Annotated in this window: 19 protein-coding genes and 1 pseudogene; 5 read left to right on the forward strand and 15 right to left on the reverse strand. The window is 71.0% G+C overall.

Annotation, left to right across the window (positions count from 1 at the left end; all coding sequences use genetic code 11):
* Positions 1-109: 109 nt before the first annotated feature.
* Both kynU and OHN19_RS19920 read right to left on the reverse strand, forming a co-directional pair.
* Positions 110-1345, reverse strand: coding sequence for a kynureninase (kynU, locus tag OHN19_RS19915; RefSeq protein ID WP_330265484.1), 1236 nt, complete (start codon positions 1343-1345; stop codon positions 110-112).
* Complete coding sequence (locus OHN19_RS19920) at positions 1338-2180, reverse strand: tryptophan 2,3-dioxygenase family protein (protein WP_330265485.1); 843 nt, start codon at positions 2178-2180, stop codon at positions 1338-1340. The genes kynU and OHN19_RS19920 overlap by 8 nt, the downstream gene beginning before the upstream one ends.
* Positions 2181-2360: 180 nt before the next feature.
* Between OHN19_RS19920 and OHN19_RS19925 the strand changes: the two genes are divergently transcribed.
* Positions 2361-2735, forward strand: coding sequence for a hypothetical protein (locus tag OHN19_RS19925; RefSeq protein WP_123762140.1), 375 nt, complete (start codon positions 2361-2363; stop codon positions 2733-2735).
* Positions 2736-2759: 24 nt separating this feature from the next.
* Here OHN19_RS19925 and OHN19_RS19930 read toward each other — a convergent pair.
* The 4 genes and pseudogenes from OHN19_RS19930 to OHN19_RS19945 all read right to left on the reverse strand — a co-directional run.
* Positions 2760-3008 (reverse strand): annotated as a pseudogene (locus OHN19_RS19930) (SCO5918 family protein); the annotation flags it as partial.
* Between the two features lie 61 nt (positions 3009-3069).
* On the reverse strand, positions 3070-3372 hold the full coding sequence (locus OHN19_RS19935; RefSeq protein WP_330265486.1) for a CBS domain-containing protein: 303 nt from the start codon (positions 3370-3372) through the stop codon (positions 3070-3072).
* Positions 3373-3484: 112 nt separating this feature from the next.
* Complete coding sequence (locus OHN19_RS19940) at positions 3485-4948, reverse strand: DEAD/DEAH box helicase (RefSeq protein WP_330265487.1); 1464 nt, start codon at positions 4946-4948, stop codon at positions 3485-3487.
* Positions 4949-5125: 177 nt separating this feature from the next.
* Positions 5126-5329, reverse strand: a complete 204-nt coding sequence (locus tag OHN19_RS19945) for a cold-shock protein (protein ID WP_004986771.1) — start codon at positions 5327-5329, stop codon at positions 5126-5128.
* Between the two features lie 472 nt (positions 5330-5801).
* On the opposite strand from OHN19_RS19945, the gene OHN19_RS19950 reads away from it, so the two are divergent.
* Positions 5802-6221, forward strand: coding sequence for a DUF3151 domain-containing protein (locus OHN19_RS19950; RefSeq protein WP_330265488.1), 420 nt, complete (start codon positions 5802-5804; stop codon positions 6219-6221).
* Positions 6222-6365: 144 nt separating this feature from the next.
* Here OHN19_RS19950 and OHN19_RS19955 read toward each other — a convergent pair whose 3' ends face one another.
* The 8 genes from OHN19_RS19955 to OHN19_RS19990 form a co-directional block, all read right to left on the reverse strand.
* On the reverse strand, positions 6366-7832 hold the full coding sequence (locus OHN19_RS19955) for an MFS transporter (RefSeq protein WP_330265489.1): 1467 nt from the start codon (positions 7830-7832) through the stop codon (positions 6366-6368).
* A gap of 58 nt (positions 7833-7890) precedes the next feature.
* Positions 7891-8922: a class II fructose-bisphosphate aldolase gene (gene fbaA, locus OHN19_RS19960; protein ID WP_123762136.1), complete on the reverse strand. Its 1032-nt coding sequence runs from the start codon at positions 8920-8922 to the stop codon at positions 7891-7893.
* A 147-nt stretch (positions 8923-9069) separates the two neighbouring features.
* Entirely contained in the window at positions 9070-9618 is a 549-nt protein-coding gene (gene pyrE / locus OHN19_RS19965; RefSeq protein WP_330265490.1) for an orotate phosphoribosyltransferase, read from the reverse strand.
* 10 nt (positions 9619-9628) lie between these two features.
* Entirely contained in the window at positions 9629-10420 is a 792-nt protein-coding gene (locus tag OHN19_RS19970; protein WP_330265491.1) for an aldose 1-epimerase, read from the reverse strand.
* 13 nt (positions 10421-10433) lie between these two features.
* Positions 10434-11288: an SRPBCC domain-containing protein gene (locus OHN19_RS19975; RefSeq protein ID WP_330265492.1), complete on the reverse strand. Its 855-nt coding sequence runs from the start codon at positions 11286-11288 to the stop codon at positions 10434-10436.
* A gap of 116 nt (positions 11289-11404) precedes the next feature.
* Positions 11405-13069, reverse strand: coding sequence for a polyamine aminopropyltransferase (locus tag OHN19_RS19980; protein WP_330265493.1), 1665 nt, complete (start codon positions 13067-13069; stop codon positions 11405-11407).
* A gap of 88 nt (positions 13070-13157) precedes the next feature.
* Positions 13158-13682, reverse strand: a complete 525-nt coding sequence (locus tag OHN19_RS19985; RefSeq protein WP_330265494.1) for a DUF2617 family protein — start codon at positions 13680-13682, stop codon at positions 13158-13160.
* A gap of 559 nt (positions 13683-14241) precedes the next feature.
* Positions 14242-14553: a hypothetical protein gene (locus tag OHN19_RS19990; RefSeq protein WP_330265495.1), complete on the reverse strand. Its 312-nt coding sequence runs from the start codon at positions 14551-14553 to the stop codon at positions 14242-14244.
* Between the two features lie 129 nt (positions 14554-14682).
* Here OHN19_RS19990 and OHN19_RS19995 point away from each other — a divergent pair, with 129 nt between their 5' ends.
* Complete coding sequence (locus OHN19_RS19995; RefSeq protein ID WP_330265496.1) at positions 14683-15870, forward strand: pyridoxal phosphate-dependent aminotransferase; 1188 nt, start codon at positions 14683-14685, stop codon at positions 15868-15870.
* Between the two features lie 535 nt (positions 15871-16405).
* On the forward strand, positions 16406-17332 hold the full coding sequence (locus OHN19_RS20000; protein WP_330265497.1) for a helix-turn-helix transcriptional regulator: 927 nt from the start codon (positions 16406-16408) through the stop codon (positions 17330-17332).
* A gap of 69 nt (positions 17333-17401) precedes the next feature.
* Here OHN19_RS20000 and leuS read toward each other — a convergent pair whose 3' ends face one another.
* Positions 17402-19867 (reverse strand): leucine--tRNA ligase, encoded by a 2466-nt coding sequence (gene leuS / locus OHN19_RS20005; RefSeq protein WP_330265498.1) that lies wholly within the window; start codon positions 19865-19867, stop codon positions 17402-17404.
* Between the two features lie 188 nt (positions 19868-20055).
* On the opposite strand from leuS, the gene OHN19_RS20010 reads away from it, so the two are divergent.
* Positions 20056-20388 (forward strand): hypothetical protein, encoded by a 333-nt coding sequence (locus OHN19_RS20010; protein ID WP_330265499.1) that lies wholly within the window; start codon positions 20056-20058, stop codon positions 20386-20388.
* Positions 20389-20541: the final 153 nt, after the last annotated feature.

Consider the following 20541-nt stretch of genomic DNA (forward strand, 5'->3'; position numbering starts at 1 on the left):
AGCATCCCGGAAGGAAATTCGGCCGTTGGCCGGGACGGTATCAGGCCGGTGACGTGCGCGGACATGGGGATGTCACGCTGGGTGAGGATTTAACGGTTCTGCGGTGCCGTCACCCCAGCCCCACGGAAGCCCCGCGCTCCCCGCGCTCCCCGCTCCCGAGCGTCTCCGCCAACACCCCCGCCGCCCGCTCCACGTCCGCGAACCCCACGTACAGCGGCGTGAAACCGAACCGCAGCACGTCAGGGTGCCGGAAGTCGCCCACCACACCCCGCTCCACCAGTCGTTTCATCACCGCGCCGGCGTCGTCGCAGCGCAGCGCGACCTGGCTGCCCCGCTCGGCGTGGGCCAGGGGTGTCACGCACTCGACGCGCCCCTCGTCGACGTACGACGAGACGCACTCCAGGAAGAAGTCCGTCAGTGCGAGGGACTTGGCGCGCACCGCCTCGATCGAGACCCCGTCCCAGACCTCCAGGGCCGCCTCCAGGGCGAGCATGGAGAGGATGTCGGGCGTGCCCACGCGGCCCCGCAGCGCACCCGGCGCCGGTTCGTAGGACGGCCGCATCCCGAAGGGCTCCACATGGGAGTTCCATCCGGGCAGCGGGGAGTCGAAGCGGTCCTGGTGCTCGCGGCGCACATAGAGGTACGCCGGTGAACCGGGGCCGCCGTTCAGGTACTTGTAGGTGCAGCCGACCGCGAGGTCGACCCCGTGCGCGTCGAGCCCGACCGGCAGGGCGCCGGCGCTGTGGCACAGGTCCCAGACGGAGATCGCGCCCACCGCGTGCACAGCGGCGGTCAGTCCTGGCAGGTCGTGCAGGCGGCCGCTGCGGTAGTCGACGTGGTTGAGCAGGACGGCGGCGGTACGGTCGCTCAGCGCGCCCGGCACCTCCGCCGGGGTCACCGCACGCAGCGTGCAGCCGGTCATCCGGGCCGCGGACTCGGCGATGTACCCGTCCGTGGGGAAGGTGGTCGCGTCCACGACCACCTCGTCACGCCCCGCGGCCGGCCCGCCCGAGAGGCGTACGGCCCCCACAAGTGCCTTGAAGACGTTGACACTTGTCGAGTCGCCGACCACGATCTGCCCGGCCGCCGCCCCCACCAGCGGAGCGACGAGGTCGCCGATCCGCTCGGGCGCGGTCCACCAGCCGCTCTCGTCCCAGGACCGGATCCTGAGCGATCCCCACTGACGCCGTACGACGTCCTCGACGCGGCCCGGGACGGCGGCCGGGAGCGCGCCCAGCGAGTTGCCGTCCAGGTACACCACGTCGTCCAGGACGAACTGCGCGCGCAGGCCCGCCAGTTCGTCGGAGGCATCCAACTTCTCTGCGCGCAGGCCGAGTTCAGACATGGGACCGCGCCGTCCACAGCTCCGGGAACACGTTCTTCCGCGCGCGCTTCTCCAGCCAGGCCACCCCGGCGGAGCCGCCGGTGCCGGCCTTGGAGCCCATCGCGCGGCGGGTGGCGACGAGATGGTCGTTGCGCCAGCGCCACACCAGCTCGGCGACATCGGTCAACGCCTCGCCGAGGCGGGCCAGTTCGGCGTCCTCCGGGCCGGAGTAGAGGGCCGTCCAGACGGCCTCGACCTCCTCCGACGGCTCGTACCGGAGCGAGACGTCACGCTCCAGCACGGCGGCCGGGATCGCGTGCCCGCGCCGCGCGAGGAGCCGCAGCACCTCGTCGTACAGGCTCGGCTCGTGCAGGGCCTTCTCCAGCTCGGCGTGGACGCGGGGCGCGCCCCGGTGCGGGACGAGCATGGAGGCGGACTTGTCGCCGAGCAGGAACTCCATGCGCCGGTACATCGCCGACTGGAAGCCGGAGCCCTCGCCGAGGGCCGAGCGGTAGGAGTTGAACTGCGCGGGGGTCAGCTGGCCGAGCGGCTTCCAGGAGGCGTTCAGCGCCTCCAGTTCACGGACGGACCGCTTCAGCGCGGCGACGGCCGTGGGCACGTCGTCGGAGCGCAGCGCGCCCGCCGCGGTCTCCCACTCGTGCACGATGACGGTGAACCACAGCTCCATGACCTGGGTCGTGACCAGGAAGACCATCTCTCCGGGATCGTCGGAGAGGGTGTGCTGGAGGTGGGTGAGCACGTCCGCCTTGACGTAGTCCTCGTACGGCGTCGTGCCTTGGAAGTCGAGATGCGGGGTCTCGGGCTCCTGCGATTCCTGAGCCTCATGGGACGACATCGCTGTCTCCTGTTATTACTCCGGGTAGCGGTCCGCCCTGCCGTTACCGACACGGGGCCCCGGTCCCCGCCGGAAATCCTCTTCCATGGTCCGCGGAAATGGCAAGGCCCGCCTGCTCACCCGGTCGATGTCGGCCCTCCCCGGTGGGCTGGACGGGTGGGCCCCTTATGCTCTGCTGCCATGTCGAACCCTGATGAGCTGCTCGTCGCTCTCTCCGCCGCGGTGGAGACCGAGCGAAGCAATCAGATGTCGCTGACCGTGGTCGTCGGCGGGGCCGTCCTCACCGGCCGGCTGGCTCCCGAGGCGGTGTGGAGGGAGCGGGTGGCGGAGGTCCTGAAGGACTCGGACCGTCTCGGCCCGTTCGCGGACATCTTCGCCGGCGGGCCGGGGGGCAACCGGCCCGGTCGCGGCGAGGTGCCCACACACCTGCACTTCCATCTCGCCCGGATCCTTCAGGGCAGCCTCGGGATCCCGGAGACGGGCGGGATGTACCGAGTCGCGATCAAGGACGTCAGCGCGTGGACCGTAGGAGATCTGATCCACTTCGATCAGTGAGTTGCCTGCTCCGCCCCGTTCAACCACGGGCGTGGCCTCGGGGCGGTCGTGGCAGGTGAAGCCGAGGCGCGCCATGGCCCGGGTGACCTCACCCTCGGTGAAGTCACGCGGGTCCTGTCGCGTGATGACCCGGCCCACCTGCTTGACCGGGTAGCGGCGGCGGCCGACGGTCACGGACGCACCCGTGACGAGCTCGGGCCTGACGCCCTTCATCGAGGCCAGCACCCCGGTCGCGGTCAGGTCGAACGGGTACCGGGCGATGACACAGCGCATGAAGCCTCACAGGGGAGAAGTCGCGAGAGAAGGGGGACGGGGCGCCGTCGGGTGAGACGGGTCAGCACGCGAGAGCGGGCACTTGCGGAACCCCGCCGTACTCGCCGACGCCGAGGCGCAACGGTCCGTCGAGGATGTCCCGCAGACGGATCCGGTCCGTGTTCGCGCAACTGTCGCGGAGAACCGCGAGTCGGCTCAGGGTGACGAAAGCGGTGCCCTGGTCGTCGCCGTCACACACGGTCAGGTACTCGACCCGGGCACCCGCCATGAGGGCCAGAGCCACCTCGACGGTCATGTCGTCACTCACCCGAGGCCCGTGCCCCTCGATGTCCTCGACCGCGGTCACAGGAGCGGGGTGCGGCATTCGGTAGGGCCTCCGCGCTGGCGTCAAGGGTGTCTCCTTCGGTGGGGGATGGTCGTCTTGGTGGCTCTTACGGCCCCCGGGAGGCAGAGGAAGCTCCGGGGGTTGCGCCGGCCTAGGCTGCGGAGCCGCTCCCGGACCGCCGTGGTGCCCGGCGGCCGCCCGTCGCGCCGACGGGTCGGCTCCGACCGGTGCGGGCTCGGCGGTCCCGGGACGGCGAAGGCGCGCGGCGGGGGCGTTCCACGGCGGGCACGGTGATGACCACGGGGGACCCGGAAGGGGCCTGGGCGCCTGTGATGCGGCTCAGCTCAGCCTCGCCCGAGCGGACCGGGGTGATCTGCGGGGTGATACCGGCCGAGGCCATCAGCCGGCTCATGCCGCGGCGCTGGCCGGGGGTCACCAGGGTGACCACGCTGCCGGACTCGCCGGCGCGGGCCGTACGGCCGCCACGGTGCAGGTAGTCCTTGTGGTCGCTGGGCGGATCGACGTTGACGACCATGTCGAGGCTGTCGACGTGGATGCCGCGGGCCGCGACGTTGGTGGCCACCAGGACGGTGACATGACCGTCCTTGAACTGCGCCAGCGTCCGGGTGCGCTGCGGCTGGGACCGACCACCGTGCAGGGCCGCGGCGCGGACCCCGCTGCTCAACAGGTGCTTGGTCAGCCGGTCCACGGCGTGCTTGGTGTCCAGGAACATGATGACCCGGCCGTCCCGGGCCGCGATCTCGGTGGTCGTGCGGTGCTTGTCCGACTCGTGCACGTGGAGCACGTGGTGCTCCATCGTGTCGACGGCACCGGCCGACGGGTCGACGGAGTGCACCACCGGGTCGGTCAGGTAGCGGCGGACCAGCAGGTCGACGTTGCGGTCCAGGGTGGCCGAGAACAGCATCCGCTGGCCGTCGGGGCGCACTTGGTCGAGCAGGGCGGTGACCTGGGGCATGAAGCCCATGTCGGTCATCTGGTCGGCCTCGTCGAGCACCGTGACGGCGACGTCGGCCAGTCGGCAGTCGCCCCGGTCGATGAGGTCCTTGAGCCGACCGGGTGTCGCGACGACCACCTCCGCGCCGGAACGCAGCGCACCGGCCTGCCTGCCGATGGACATTCCACCGACGACGGTGGCGAGCCGCAGGCCCACCGAGCGGGCGTAGGGAGCGAGCGCGTCCGTGACCTGCTGGGCCAGCTCACGGGTGGGGACGAGGATCAGGGCCAGTGGCCGGCGCGGCTCGGCGCGGCGGCCCGCCGTACGGGCCAGTACCGCGAGGCCGAAGGCGAGGGTCTTTCCCGAGCCGGTGCGGCCGCGCCCGAGTACGTCACGGCCGGCCAGGGAGTTCGGCAGGGTCGCCGCCTGGATCGGGAACGGCACGGTCACACCCTCATGGCCGAGCGTGGCCAGCAACGGCGCCGGCATGGAGAGATCGGCGAACGACCCGACAGCGGGCAGCGCGGGCGTCACCGTCTTCGGGGGCGCGAACTCGCCGCCCGCCCGTTGTCGGTTTCCGTGACCGCCGGAGCGACGCGAAGCGCCGATGCGGTCGTGCGTGCGATTGGTGCGTGTGCGATTGGCGTGTGCGCGGTTCATGGGGAACCTTCCTCGATGCGGGCGCGTATCAAGGAATTTCCGCAGCGGAACGAGGGCGCAGAGAATCGCGAGAACGGGCCGAAAAACAGGGCCGTAGCGCCCTGGAAACGAAACCGGCTGGGGCCCGCACCCCAAGGTGCGGGCCCCAGCCGTGAAGTATGCGTCAGTGCCGGTGCGTCAGGCGGGAACGATGTTCTCGGCCGTCGGGCCCTTCTGGCCCTGCGCGATGTCGAACGACACCTTCTGGCCTTCGAGCAGCTCGCGGAAGCCCTGGGCGGCGATGTTCGAGTAGTGGGCGAAGACGTCGGCGCCGCCGCCGTCCTGCTCGATGAAGCCGAAGCCCTTTTCCGCGTTGAACCACTTCACGGTGCCAGTAGCCATTTTTGTTTCTCCTTCGGAGGCGGTGTCGGGAATACGCCCTGTGCGCATTCCGTGTCGCCGTGATGATCAGCCGTCGGAAAAACCTTCTGGCAACCACACCTGCAACTGAGATCGACAGTAGCACGGTGCGATCGGCCATGTGCGATCACTAATTCCGCTCCGCCGGGCGGTCGAGGAATACTCGCCGCACCCTGTACCTATATCTCATTTCACCGGAACAGATATTGCTCTCCGCGGGCGCGGCTTTCCCTGCCGTGCGCTTCCACCTGCAGCCCTGTGACCTCCCCCGACGGGCGATGTACGGCCGCGACCGACGTCGGCGGACGACCCCACCGCACCCCCGCCCGAAACTCCCCCGCCGAAAGCAAAGTCACATCCCGGCGCGCGCGATCTGTTCTCGTCCCTCCGCAGGCCCCGTCCGTCCACGTCCTCGGCTTCCCGAACTCCAGGGCGCAGGTGGCAGACTGCATCCATGACGACTCACAAGAACCTGCTCGGCGGCCCGGAGCCGACGTACCTCCCGGAGAACGAAGAGGCGTACCGCCTGCTGGGCGAGGAGTCCCAGCCTCCGGCCGAGGTCGCAGCGAAGTACCCCACGTTCTCGCTCGCATGGGCCATGCTCGCCGACGACGCCTTCGAGGCCGGGCGAGTGGTCGAGTCGTACGCCTACGCACGCACCGGCTACCACCGCGGTCTGGACGCGCTGCGCCGGGCCGGCTGGAAGGGCCACGGGCCCATCCCCTGGGACCACCGGGCAAATCGCGGGTTCCTGCGCTGTCTCGCCGCCCTCGCCCGGGCCGCCGGTGAGATCGACGAGAAGGACGAGACGGAGCGCTGCTGGCAGTTCCTCAAGGACAGCAGCGCGGAGGCCTACGCCGAGCTGAGGCGGTAGTCACCCGAGCGGCAGTCACCAGGACGCAGACCACTGTGCCGCCGTCTCCGGCAGGCGACGACGGCACGCAGTGCACGACGATCACACGGAGCACCTTTCTCGCCGGGAGACCGGGCCGTGGCGGCCACAACGCGGCCGCGGACGCTAAGACAGCCGCCCCCGAGCCCGCTCCCCCTCCAGCGGCGGCGCCATGACCGCCCCGTGCGTCCGGCACTCCGGCTTCCGGCACCCCGGCGGCAGCGACCGCACCGTCGTGAAAGCCACCGCAGAACCCACCACCAACACCCCCGCACACACCACCATCGCCCGCCCGAACGCACTGTCGAACGCCGTGGGCGACCGGTACGCCTCCTCCCCCATCCCCGCGACCAGCGGCAACGCCGCCACCGCGATCAGACCCGCCGCCCGCGCCGCCGCGTTGTTGATCCCGCTCGCCAGGCCGGCCCGCGAGGCGTCCACCGAGCCCAGCACCGTCGCCGTCAGCGGGGCGACCAGCAAGACCATGCCGGCTCCGAGGACCAGGAGGGCCGGGACGACGTCCACGAGGTACGACGCGTCCGGGCCGACCCGCAACATCAGCAGCATCCCCGCCGCGCACAGCAGAGGGCCGACCGTGAGCGGGACGCGCGGCCCGATGCGGTCGGCGAGGGCACCGGAGCGCGCGGAGAACAGCAGCATCAGCGCGGTCGTCGGCAGCAGGGCCGTACCTGCCTGGAGGGCCGACCAGCCGACCACCACCTGGAGCTGGAGGGCGGCCAGGAAGAAGAACCCGCCGAAGGCCGCGTACACGCACAGCGTGACCAGGTTGACCGCGGTGAACTGCCGGGACGCGAAGATCCCGAGCGGCATCATCGGGTCGGGCCGCCGCTTCTCGACGGACACGAAGGCCACCCCCGCGGCCACCCCCGCGACCGCCGAGACAGCGACCACCAGGGAGCCGGAACGGGCCTCGATCAGCGCGTACGTCACCAGCGCGAGCGCCAGCGCGCCGAGGACCGCGCCGAGCACGTCGAAGCGGGTATGCGTACGGCCGTCCCCCGACTCGGGGACATGCCGCAGCGCGATCGGCGCGCACACCAGGGCCAGCGGGACGTTGAGCAGGAAGACCCACCGCCAGCCCGGCCCGTCCACCAGCCAGCCCCCCACGAAGGGCCCCACGGCCGCCCCGATCCCGCCGAACCCGGACCACAGGCCGACCGCCCGGCCCCGGTCGTCGGGATGGAAGGAGGCCTGGATCAGCGCCAGCGAGCCCGGCGTGAGGAGCGCGCCGCCCACGCCTTGCAGGGCACGGGCGGCGACGAGGACACCGGCGTTCGGGGCGAGGCCGCACAGCAGTGAGGCGGCCGCGAACCACACGACCCCCAGCACGAAGACCTTGCGGCGGCCGTACCGGTCCCCGAGGGACCCGCCGAGCAGGATCAGCCCGGCCAGGGTGAGCAGGTACGCGTTGACCGTCCACTGCAGGGCGGCGAGGTCGGCGTCCAGGTCGCGGCCGATGCGCGGCAGGGCGACGTTGACGACGGTCGAGTCCAGCAGCGCCATGCTGGAGCCGAGGACGGTGGTGAGCAGGATCCACTTGCCTTGCGGCGAGGCCAGCCGGACGTCGGGCATGACCCAGATATACAGCGAGCCCGGTGCCGTAGCACCGGGCTCGTCGCAAACAGGGGGATTACTTGATCCGCGTGCCCGCCGAGCGCAGGTTCTGCGTGGCCTCGACGACCCGGGCGGCCATCGACGCCTCGGCCAGCTTGCCCCAGGTGCGCGGGTCGTAGGTCTTCTTGGAGCCGACCTCGCCGTCGACCTTCAGGACGCCGTCGTAGTTGCGGAACATGTGGTCGGCGACCGGGCGCGTGAAGGCGTACTGGGTGTCGGTGTCGATGTTCATCTTGACGACGCCGTTCTCCAGCGCGGTGCGGATCTCCTCCTCCGTGGAGCCGGAGCCGCCGTGGAAGACGAAGTCGAAGGGCTGGGCACCGGCCGGCTTGCCGAACTTGGCGGCCACGCCGTCGTTCAGCTCCTTCAGCAGGTCGGGGCGCAGGACGACGTTGCCCGGCTTGTACACACCGTGGACGTTGCCGAAGGAGGCGGCCAGCAGGTAGCGGCCCTTCTCACCGAGGCCCAGCGCCTCGGCCGTACGGATCGCGTCGTCGACCGTCGTGTACAGCGAGTCGTTGATCTCGTGCGAGACGCCGTCCTCCTCGCCACCGGTCGGGGTGATCTCGACCTCGAGGATGATCTTGGCGGCGCGGGCGCGCTCCAGGAGCTCCTGGGCGATGGAGAGGTTGTCGGCGAGGGTCTCCGCCGAGCCGTCCCACATGTGGGACTGGAACAGCGGGTTGCCGCCGGCCTTCACACGCTCCTCGGACACGGCGAGCAGCGGGCGTACGTACCCGTCGAGCTTGTCCTTGGGGCAGTGGTCGGTGTGCAGCGCGACGGTGACCGGGTACTTCTCGGCGACGATGTGCGCGAACTCGGCGAGGGCCACGGAGCCCGTGACCATCTCCTTGCTGTACTGGCCGCCCAGGAACTCGGCACCGCCGGTCGAGATCTGGATGATGCCGTCGCTCTCGGCCTCCGCGAAGCCGCGCAGCGCAGCGTGCAGGGTCTGGGTCGAGGTCACGTTGATGGCCGGGTAGGCGAACTTGCCTGCCTTCGCCCGGTCGAGCATCTCGTTGTAGACCTCGGGGGTTGCGATCGGCATGTGTCCGCTCCTTGTATCTGCGGGTTGGCGTACTGCGTACTTACGGCCCTGACCTAGACCTTGTGTGGGGGTTCGACGTCATCGTCGGCCCCATCTTTCCAGACTCACCCGGATGCTTCGCCCGAGCCGTCTCAGCCTGTGGATAACTCAGTCGAGACCCAGCTCGTCCTTGCCGTACGCGAAGCGGTACGGCACGCCCGCGCCCTGCTCGATCTTCTCCGCGGCGCCGGTCGCGCGGTCGACGATCGTGACGACGGCGACGACCTCCGCGCCCGCCTCGCGGACCGCCTCGACCGCGGTGAGCGGGGAGCCGCCGGTAGTGGAGGTGTCCTCGACCACCAGGACCCGGCGGCCGGCGATGTCGGGGCCCTCCACCCGGCGCTGCATGCCGTGCGCCTTGGCCGCCTTGCGGACGACGAAGGCGTCCAGGCGCTGCCCGCGCGCGGCGGCCGCGTGCAGCATGGCGCCGGCGACCGGGTCGGCGCCCATGGTCAGGCCGCCGACCGCGTCGAACTCCAGGTCCGCGGTCAGGTCCAGGAGCACCTGCCCCACCAGTGGGGCCGCCTCGCCGTCGAGCGTGATGCGGCGCAGGTCGACGTAGTAGTCGGCCTCCAGGCCGGACGACAGGGTCACCTTGCCGTGCACCACGGCCTTGTCGAGGATCTGCTGCTTCAGGGCGGCACGCGCGTCAGTCATGCCTGTCAGCTTAGAGGCGCCGCCAGGTCCAGGTCGTCGAGGCCTCCAGCGGCTCCAGGGGCGTGACCAGGCGCGGCAGGGTGTTCAGGCCGTTGGGCGGCCCGGTCTGCGGCTCCACGCAGACGGCGGCCTCCTGCTCGTCGTAGACCACGACCCATTCCTCGCGGCTGGTGACCTTCAGCTCCAGCTGTCCGGGCCAGGTGAGGGTGACGTCCACGCCGTCGGGCATGCCGAAGCAGTCGTCCCAGGGGCTCGGCTTCGGGTCGATGCGCTTGCCGGTGGGCAGGTGGTCCTCGCCGCGCTCCTCCTGCCAGGCGGGGGTGAAGTCGAGCCGCACGCCCTCGCCGCCGTCGAGGGTGCGGTTGAACCAGGGGTGCCAGCCGATCTGGGCCGGGAAGGAGGAGTCGTACGTCTCCACGGACATGGTGAGCGTCAGGGCGTCCGGGGTGAGCGCCGCGATCTGGGTGACACGGCCGGGCCAGGGCCAGGGGTCCACGAGGTCGTACGTCATCACCGCCTCGTCGGTGCCGCTGCGGGCGACGGTCCAGGCGCCGTCCCGGGCCGTGCCGTGGATGGCGTGCGGTGGGGAGTTGAGCGGCAGTTGGTGGAGGGTGGCGCCGTCGCGGAAGCGGCCGTCCCTGGTGCGGCCGCACCAGGGGACCATCGGGAAACAGCCGAAGCGCTCGCCCTGCCGCAGCAGTTCGACACCTCCGACCCGAAGTCCCCCGACCCGTCCGCCGTTTGACGGCTGCAAGGTCACTTCCGCATCGCCCGCGGTCAGCGTGATGTCTTCATGGCTCACGGGACGACAGTACTCAACGGCGCTTTCTCAGGACCCGGGTCACCACGATCGCCGACGCCAGCACCACGGCCGCCGCCGGGGCCGCCCAGCGCAGGGTCACGCCGGCGGCCACGGTCTGGGGGGCGGGGACGGGGGCGTAACGGCCCCGCGGGGGCGCGTGGTCGACCTCCTCCGCGCTGCGGCCGATCATCGTGCGGCGGGCGTGGGCGGCCTCGGCCGGGGGGTTCACGGGTTCGGTGAAGTCCTCGACGGGGGTGGGGGCGGGGGCGGAAGCCGGGGCCTCCTCGGCTTCGGGAGTCCCCTCGGCTTCGGGCGTCGCCTCGGCTTCGGGCCGTTCCTCGGCCTCGGGTGTCTCCACGGCCTCGGGCGTCTGCACAGCCTCGGAGGTCGCGGCCTCAGGCGCGTCCGGCGCCTCGGAAGCCTCCGCCTGCTCCGGCTCCTGCGCCTCCACCGTCTCGGCCAACCCCTCCGCGAAACGGTTCAGCAGGCGTACGACCGCGGAGCCCACCGCGTCCTGCGGGAGTTCCGTGACGCGGCCGTCCGCCGTGGCCGTGGCCTCGAAGGCCAAGGTCGTGCCGTCGTCCGCGGGGCGCAGGCGGAGGGTGAGGGTGAGCTTGACCGAGCCGGTCCCGCGGGCCTCGGTGGCCTCGCCCTCGGCGGCGTAGGAACCGTCGTCGCGGCCGGTGACACGTACCGCTCCCCGGTAGGTGATGGAGTGGCTGCCGACCCGCACCTTCAGGCGCCCGGCTACGGGCTCCGCGCCGGCGTCCTGCTGGAGCCCGGGAACCGCCCGGGCCACCCCGGCGGGGTCCCCCAGGGCCTCCCTCAGCCGCTCGACCGGAACCGGAACGAACACCTCATGCTCCATGCCTGCGAGCCTACCTACGGGGGACCCCCGCAGCACTCCCGTTGCCCGAAACCGACCGCGGGTCGGCCCCTGGACGGCCCCGGGCCGGACCCCGCCCGCTCGGTGCCCCCTCCCGCTCAGTACCGCGGATGCACCAGCGTGGACGCCGTCAGCCCCGGGACCCGCGTCGCCTCCGCCGCCCGCTCGGCCGCCCGCAGGTCTCCCTCCGTCAGATGCGAGTTCAGGCGCGGGCTCAGGCGCGAGCCCGGCGCCCCGTCGCCGAGGAGCAGGGGCGGTTGGACGCCTGGGGACGCCAGGACGAAGCCCCAGTCGTCGGGGGTCCGCGACCCGGCGCGGGCCGTGCGGTCGGGACCCGTGGGGAAGCCCGGGGCGCGGGCGGTGAGGCGGTAGGGCGTGGTGTGCAGGCCCGCCGCGCGCAGCGTGGCCTCCACCGTCCAGAAGACCCGGGGGCGGGAGGAGACCGGCCCGGCGTGCACGACGAGCCGGCCGCCGGGGGTCAGGACGCGGCGGACCAGGCCGTAGAACTCCTGTGAGTACAGCTTGGTGCTCGCGGTGCTGCCGGGGTCGGGCAGATCGGCGATCACCACGTCGTACGACGGCACAGGCGGCCCCGTCCGCAAGCGGCGGAAGGCGTCCGCGACGGTGACGTGCACGCGCGCGTCGCCGTACACATGGCCGTTGAGGCGGGAGAGCGCCGGGTCGCGGCGGGCCAGGTCCACCACCGCGGGGTCGAGCGCCACGAGGTCCACCCGCCGCACCCCGGAGTACCTGAGCACTTCGCGGGCGGCGAGGCCGTCCCCGCCGCCGAGGACGAGCACGCGCGCGTGGGGGCCGTCCATCGCGGGGTGGACGAGGGCCTCGTGGTAGCGGTCCCCGGCGCGGCCGCCGACCCGCAGACGGCCGTCGACGTAGAGGTCGAGGGGGCGGCCGTCGGTGCCGCCGGTCAGGGCGATCTCCCGCACGCCGGTCTGGAGGACGACGCGGACGTCGTCGCCGTAGACGGCTTCCCGCGCGGCCTGTTCGAAGTCGTCGACGAGGACGGTGGCGGTGGCGAGGACGCCGAGTACGGCGAGGTTGGCGCCCAGCAGCAGCCGGCGGGCCCGACGGCTCAGGTCGCGCCGGAACAGGCCGAGGACCAGGGCGGCGCCGGCGACCGCGTTGACCGCGCCGGTGAGCATCGCGCCGGTCAGCTGGCCCAGCTGGGGCAGCAGGAGGAAGGGGAAGGCGAGGCCTCCGACCAGCGCGCCGACGTAGTCCGCGGCGAACAGGTCGGCGACCGCGCCGCCCGCGTCCTGGCGGCGGATGCGCTGGATCAGCTCCATCAGCAGGGGGACTTCGGCGCCGATGAGCAGGCCGATGGCGAGGGAGAAGGCGACCAGGAGCCAGCGCGGCCCGCTCGCCCACGGTCCGCCCCAGTCGCCGGTCCAGGCGAAGACGGCGTACAGGGCCATCGCACTGCATCCGCCGACCAGTGCGAGAAGCGCCTCCAGCGCGCCGAAGGCCGCTGCCGCGTGCCAGCGCAGCCGCTTGGCGGCGAGCGAGCCGACGCCCATCGCGAAGACCATGACGGACAGCACCACGGACGCCTGGGTGACCGAGTCGCCGATCAAGTACGAGGCCAGGGCGACCAGTTCGAGCTCGTACACCAGTCCGCAGGCCGCGCAGACGAAGACGCACGCGAGGACGAGGAACCGCCCGGTCCGCTGCCGGACCGGCAGCCGCGCGGGCCCGGCCCAGGGCGGCGGAGCGCCGGGCGGGGCGGGGGCGTGCGGCTCGATCACGGTGCGACGTTACGTCACGGCCACGGCACGCTTCGTCACCCACACGTGTGGAACTGGGAGCGAACCGGGAAACAGGGGTTTGCGTGACTCACCCCGACGTCCCCACCGGGACCCGGACGCCCACCCGGGTCCGGGTGGCCACCAACTGCCCGTCCTGCGGGTACGCGTGCCAGGTCCGCCAGTGCACCTGCCCGTCGTAGCGCTGGGCCAGCAGCGCGGTGAACGCGTGCGGGCTGCCCGGGAAGACACCGGCAAGTCCGTTCGGGTGGTCGGACACCAGCGCCAGCAACTCCTGTGCGCGTCCGGCGAACTGACCGGGCGACAGCCGTTCCAGTCGCGCGGCGAACTCGTACTCCCAGTCGCCGATCCGCTTGGCCACGCCCAGCGGCAGCGGTGTGCTGCTGCCGGCGATGCACGCCACGGTCTCCGAGCAGGTGCCCCGCTCCTCCTCCAGCAGCACTTGGTGGGACGCGCCGAGGAGTCTCAACTGAAGCTTCGCCCCGGCGAGTTCGAGGTCGAGCGTGGCGAGGGCGGGCAGCGGCTCGCGCCCCAGGGCCCAGGCGAGGTCGGCCGCGCGCGTGTCGGTGTACGAGGTGTTCAGGGTCGTGAGCATGGGTCGGCTCCGCTAGCACGCAAAGAAAGGGTGGTGTGGGGTTCCGGCACGCCCGGGCGACTGTGGGGGGATCGGCCCGGTCAGCCCAGTCGGGAGGTCAGGACGTGTCCGTAGGACGTCCGAGGGGCTGCGTTGGTGTTTTAGAGGGAATCATGAACAGTGGCGCCGCCACAGCGTTTTTACCCAACTTCGTGGGGTTTCCATCCCTCCGTGGGCTCCACAGCTCAACTGTTCAACCACGGCGCGCACGACGGCGCCCGGAGCGCGCGCCGGAGCAGCGGAACGCCGGGGAGTTAGTGCGACAAGCGGGGGTTGTGTGTCCCGGCGGGGGCGCGACGGGCGGGGGTCGTGTACCTCGCTCCAGGTGCAACACGGGGAGCGCGGATGCCGACCCAAGCGGGGTCCGCGGACTCCACCCCGGACGCACCACGCGGGGCGTGCATCCCTCCCCCCAGACGCACCACGCGGGGGCGCAGGTTCCGACCCAGGTCCGGACCCACGCCCCCGCGCTCCCCCGTCCGCGGATGCGGTTCCCCCTGAGGAGCTCAGCTGCCCCGTGTCAGCTGCCTCCCCCGCATCCGCCCCCGCCGCCGCAGGACGACCCGCCACCACAGGACGACCCGCCGCCGCAGGAGGAGTGCCCGCCACCGCACGAGTGCCCACCGTGGTGGCCGCCGCCCCCGGAGTGCCCGCTGCTCCCGGAGTCGGACCCGCCTCCGCCGCCGGCCCACCAGCTGTCGCCGCCCGCGGCGGCGCCGCCTCCAGCCGCCCGCACCCGCGTCCGCCGGCGTACCGAACCGTTGAACACGACGGCCGCCACACCCACCAGGAACACGCCCACCAGAACCAACAGGATGATGCCGATGACCATGGCTCACCCTCCTTCCGTTACCCCCCGAAGCGACCCCCCGTGGGCGCCTCGCCGGTTGCGTGAGCTGGAGATGCCCCTCCGTCTCACGGGCCAAAGCAGAGTTGAGGAACTCCAGAGCTTGGGCGCAGGATGACCCGCATGACCTCCAGCGCACGCCCCCTGCTGAACCGCCGTCTCGCCGAGTTCGGGACGACGATCTTCGCCGAGATGTCCGCCCTCGCTCTGCGGACCGGTTCGATCAACCTGGGCCAGGGTTTCCCCGACACGGACGGTCCCGAGGAGGTCAGGGAGGCGGCCGTGCGGGCGCTGCGCGACGGGCGCGGGAACCAGTACCCGCCGGGGCCGGGCGTCCCGGAGCTGCGTACGGCCATCGCCGCGCACCAGGAGCGCCGCTACGGCCTGTCCTACGACCCCGACACCGAGGTCCTGGTCACGGCGGGCGCCACGGAGGCCATCGCCGCGGCCCTGCTCGCCCTGGTCGAGCCGGGTGACGAGGTCGTCGCGTTCGAGCCGTACTACGACTCCTACGCGGCCTGCATCGCGATGGCGGGCGGGACCAGGGTTCCGGTCACCCTGCGCCCGCACGAGGGCTCGTTCCGCCTGGACCTGGACGAGCTGCGCGCCGCCGTCACCGACCGGACCCGCCTCCTGCTGATCAACACCCCGCACAACCCCACCGGCACGGTCCTCACCCGCGAGGAGCTGACGGCGATCGCCGAACTGGCCGTGGAGCGGGATCTGCTGGTGGTCACGGACGAGGTCTACGAGCACCTGGTCTTCGACGAGGCCGAGCACCTCCCCCTCGCGACCTTCCCGGGGATGCGGGAGCGCACGGTGACGATCGGCTCCGCCGGCAAGACGTTCTCCTTCACCGGCTGGAAGGTCGGCTGGATCACGGCGGCACCCGGCCTGGTCTCGGCGGTCCGCTCGGCGAAGCAGTTCCTGACGTACGTCTCCTCGGGACCGTTCCAGTACGCGGTGGCCGAGGCCCTCGCCCTGCCCGACAGCTACTTCACCGCGTTCCGCGAGGACATGCTGGCCAAGCGGGACCTGCTGGCGACGGGCCTGGCGGACGCGGGCTTCAAGGTGTTCAAGCCCGCCGGCACCTACTTCATCACCACCGACATCCGCCCCCTCGGCGAGAACGACGGCTTCGCCTTCTGCCGCGCCCTGCCGGAGCGGGCCGGCGTGGTCGCCATCCCGAACGCGGTCTTCTACGACCACCGGGAAGCCGGCGCGCCCTTCGTACGGTTCGCGTTCTGCAAGCAGACGGGCGTACTGGAAGAGGCAGTGGGCCGGCTGAAGCAGCTGGGGTGAGGCCGCCGACCCGAGGTGATCGTGCCAGGCAGCCGTCACACTTGACGGGATCCGGCTGAGCCCGCCTCTTCCCAGCGACGTGGATCCTGGCCTCGGTACGGTCCGAGGTCGGTGTGACGCCGACGCCGGCACCCGCCTTGGAGCTGCTGCACGCCGACGGGGCCCCTCCCGGGAGTGCCCCGAAGCCATGATCCACCTCACCATTCACATAGCGGGATAAAACAACGGAATAAAACGACCTCCGAAGCCAGGGTCGTAAAGAATTCCCAAGATTATCGTAAAGAATCTCTTGGTAAATGGACTGTGCAGGATTCGGACCACAACCGACCGAACACCGCAGGTAGTTGAGCCAGCAGCATCTCAAATAGGATTACGCGAACATGCTGCTTGCCGGGCAACTTTACGCGGGGAGTAAGTTGTGAAACGTTCCGTCGGCCATTCCTCTGGGCATTACTCATCAGACCTGAAGAACTCGTCGCTGGCGTCGCTCATCGGGCAGGACGAACTGTGTGTCGAGGTCTACCGTTTGCTGATCATGCACCCACGCTGGGGTGTGGCCGAGATCGCGCAGGAGCTGCGGGCCGGTCAGTCGGAGATACGCGGGGCGCTGGACAAACTGGCAGAGCTTTCGATGCTGTACCCGACCGGAGAGTCACTGGGTGTCGCGGCCATCCACCCCGAAGTGGGCCTCGCGGGCTACATCCATCGGCGTGAGATGGAGATCCACGCTCAGCAGGTGGAGCTGGCCTCCGTCCAGGCGGCCACCGCCGAGCTCGCGGCGGCGTACGCCGCACAGCGGGCGCAGCACGGCACCATGAGCCTGGAACGTCTCGAAAGCGTTGACGAGGTGCGTGTCCGGCTCTCCGAGCTGGCCCGGGACGCCTCCCGCGAGTTGCTCGCCTTCATGCCCGGTGGCGCCCAGAGCCAGGAAGCACTGGACGCCAGCCGCCCCCTGGACGAGGAGAGCCTCGCGGCGGGCGTGACACTGCGCACGCTCTACCTGGACAGCGTGCGCAATGACCGGGCCACGACCGAGTACGCTCGCTGGCTCTCCGAACGCGGGGGTCAGGTGCGTACCGTGCCGTCGCTGCCCTTGCGCATGCTGATCGCCGACCGGTCGGTGGCACTGCTGCCGATCGACCCCGAGGACACCAGGGCGGGCGCTGTCGTCATGCAGGCCCCCGGTGTGGTCACGGCACTCCTGGTCCTGTTCGACCTGGTGTGGGAGCAGGCGACGCCGTTCGGAGCGGAGCGGCCGAACTCGTCCGACGACGAACCCGTCCCGCAGGAGATCACTCTGCTGAAGCTGCTGGCCGAGGGCCATACCGACGAGGTGGCCGCGCGGAAGCTCGGCGTCTCGCTGCGCACCGCCCGGCGCCTGATGGCGAGTATCACGGCCAAACTGGGTGCACGCAGTCGCTTCGAGGCAGGAGTCCTCGCCGCGCAGGCCGGCTGGCTGTGACCGCGGCCGGTGGTGGCCCGCCGGTCATGCCCGGCCGCCTGTAAGACGAGTCGGCCGGGCGCCGGGACGCTACTTCTTCCCCCGGCCTTCCGCCGTGACGAAGTTGACCAGCCGTGGCGCACGCACCACGACCCGGGTGACCTCCTGATCGGCGAGACCCGCGGCGGCCCTGTCCCGGGCCAGGCCCACCAGATCCTCCTCGGTGATGTCGGCCCCTACCTCGATGCGTCCCTGCATCCTGCCGTTGATCTGGACCACGCAGACGACGTCGTCCTCCTTGACCAGCCGTGGGTCGACCGTGGGCCAGCCCGCACGGGCGACGCTGGGGCGGTGGCCGAGGCGTTCCCACATCTCCTCGGCGGTGTAGGGAGCGAAGAGGGACAGCAGGACGGCGACGGCCTCCACACCCTCCCGTGCGGCGGGGTCCGCCGCATGGCCGGCGTCGATGTGTTTGCGCAGGACGTTGACCAGTTCCATGATCCTCGCGACGGCCACGTTGAAGCGGTGGTTCTCCACCAGCTGGGTCGCCTGGTCGACCGTGCGGTGGACGACCCGGCGCAGGGCGAGGACACCGCTCTCCGGCGCCGTGCCCGGCACGGACTCGATGTCGTCGGCCAGACGCAGGGCTCGCGCCAGGAAACGGGCCGAGCCCGCGGGCGAGACGTCGGCCCAGTCGACGTCGTCCTCGGGCGGGCCCGCGAACACCATCGTCAGGCGGACCGCGTCCACGCCGAACTCGGCGATCTGGCCACCGAGATCCACCATGTTGCCCTTGGACTTCGACATCGCGGAGCCGTTGAGCAGCACCTGGCCCTGGTTGAGGAGGGCCAGGAAGGGCTCGGGGAAGTCGACCAGCCCCAGGTCCTGGAGAACCTTGGTGAAGAAACGGGCGTACAGGAGGTGCAGGATCGCGTGCTCGACGCCGCCCACGTACTGGGTGACCGGCATCCAGCGGCGTACCGCCTCGGGGTCGAAGGGGCCGTCGGTGTAGTCGGGGGAGCAGTAGCGCAGGAAGTACCAGGAGGAGTCGACGAAGGTGTCCATGGTGTCGGTGTCCCGCTGGGCCGGCCCACCGCAGCTCGGGCAGGGGACGTTGACCCAGTCCTCGGCGGCCGCCAGCGGTGACACGCCCGCGGGTGCGAGGTCGGCGCCCCGCAGGTCGGGGAGCCGGACAGGCAACTGCTCGTCGGGAACCGGCACTTCACCGCAGGAACCGCAGTGGACGATGGGGATGGGACAGCCCCAGAACCGCTGGCGGGAGACGAGCCAGTCGCGGAGACGGTACTGCACCCCGGCGGAGCCACAGCCTGCGCGCTCCAGCACGGCCAGGATCTGCTCGGTGGCCTCCTCGCGCAGAAGTCCGTCGAGCGGGCCGGACCCCGTGTACGGGCCGTCCGCGTCGATCGCCGTGCCCGTCATGGCAGGGTCTTCCCCGGTGGCGACGACCGGGCGGACGGGCAGGCCGTACGCGCGGGCGAAGTCGAGGTCACGCTGGTCGTGCGCGGGTACGGCCATGACGGCGCCGCTGCCGTACCCGGCGAGGACGTAGTCGGAAGCCCAGACGGCCATCGGCTCCCCAGTGAGGGGGTGCACCGCCGTACGGCCCAGTGGCACGCCGGTCTTGGCCGTGCCGGCGGTGAGGCGGTCGATGTCGGACAGCTTGCGGGTGCGCTCCAGGTAGGCGTCGAAGTCCGCACGCTGTTCCGGCGCGCACAGCTCGGCGGCCAGCGGGGAGTCGACCGCCACCACGAGGAACGTGGCGCCGTAGACGGTGTCGGGCCGGGTGGTGAAGACGGCGATGGGCTCGTCACGGCCCTTCACCGGGAACTCGATGTGCGCGCCCGTCGAGCGGCCGATCCAGTTGCGCTGCATGGTCAGTACGCGCTCGGGCCAGCCGTCGCGCAGCAGCTCCATGTCGTCCAGCAGCCGGTCGGCGTACTCGGTGATGCGGAAGAACCACTGGGTGAGGTCACGCTTGGTGACCTGGGTGCCGCAGCGCTCGCAGGCTCCCTGCACCACCTGCTCGTTGGCGAGCACCGTCTGGTCCTTGGGGCACCAGTTGACGGAGGACTGCTGCCGGTAGGCGAGGCCCTTGTCGCGGAAGCGCAGGAAGAGCCACTGGGTCCAGCGGTAGTACTCCGGGTCCGAGGTGTGCAGCCGGGTCGACCAGTCGAAGGAGACGCCGTAACGCCGGAAGGACTCCGCCTGTGTGTCGATGTTGCTGTAGGTCCAGTCCGCGGGGTGCAGATCGCGTTTGATGGCCGCGTTCTCGGCGGGAAGTCCGAAGGAGTCCCAGCCCACGGGGTGCAGGACGTCGTCGCCGCGCTGTATCCGGTAGCGGGCGACGGCATCACCGATCGCGAAGGCCTCGCCGTGGCCCATGTGGAGGTCACCGGACGGGTAGGCGAACATGTCGAGGACATAGGCCCGGTTCCGGTCAGCGTCGCCGTCAGCCGCGAAGACGTCCGACCTCTCCCAGACCGCGCGCCACTTGTTCTGAATCGACGCGGCGAAGTCCGCCGTATTCTCACTCATCTCGCACTGCCCTCGCGTGAAGAAACGGTGACCGTGGCGGCCCTTCGGTGCGGGGGTCTCGCCAGGCTTCCGGCATTTGAATCTCAGCGTGGATCCTATCCCCCGCCCCGCGGCACTTTGGTGCCATGGCACAAAGCTGCCGAAGTCCCGGGCCGGAATGCCCGTCGACGGCTGGGATTCTCGGGGCCATGTACGTCATTCACATTGAGGATCACTGCCACCAACCCAGATATCACCGCGTAAATCTGGACACCTTGGCCGAACTGATACCCCAAGTGTCGGACTGCCGGGTGGAACATGTTTCCGCGTCGGGTCATGTGCATCCGCAGCGGGTCGGCGTCGTCTTCGTGTCGGCGTCGTCCATCCCGGCCGCCGGCGCGGGTGTACTCAAGGCGGTGCGCAGGGCGTTGACAGAGGCTCAGGACAGGAGCCGAGCGGAACTCCACCTTCCAGAAAGCGGCGGCCGACGCGGCGTATGCCATGGCGTGATCGCCGTTCATCCGGCCTTGCCGGGACCCTGACTGGCCACTTCTGGCCAGCGCACCTTGGTGCCACTGATCATGCTTGTTTCACTGCACACCGGATGACAGGTTGTTGTTCGCCAGCCGAGCGGGGGAAATCGCCGGAGCATTTCCGCGCTCATTCGATGAGTACGCGAAACATTCAGGCAGGAA

Origin of the sequence: Streptomyces griseorubiginosus, from assembly GCF_036345115.1 — a bacterium.
Lineage (GTDB): Bacteria > Actinomycetota > Actinomycetes > Streptomycetales > Streptomycetaceae > Streptomyces > Streptomyces griseorubiginosus_C.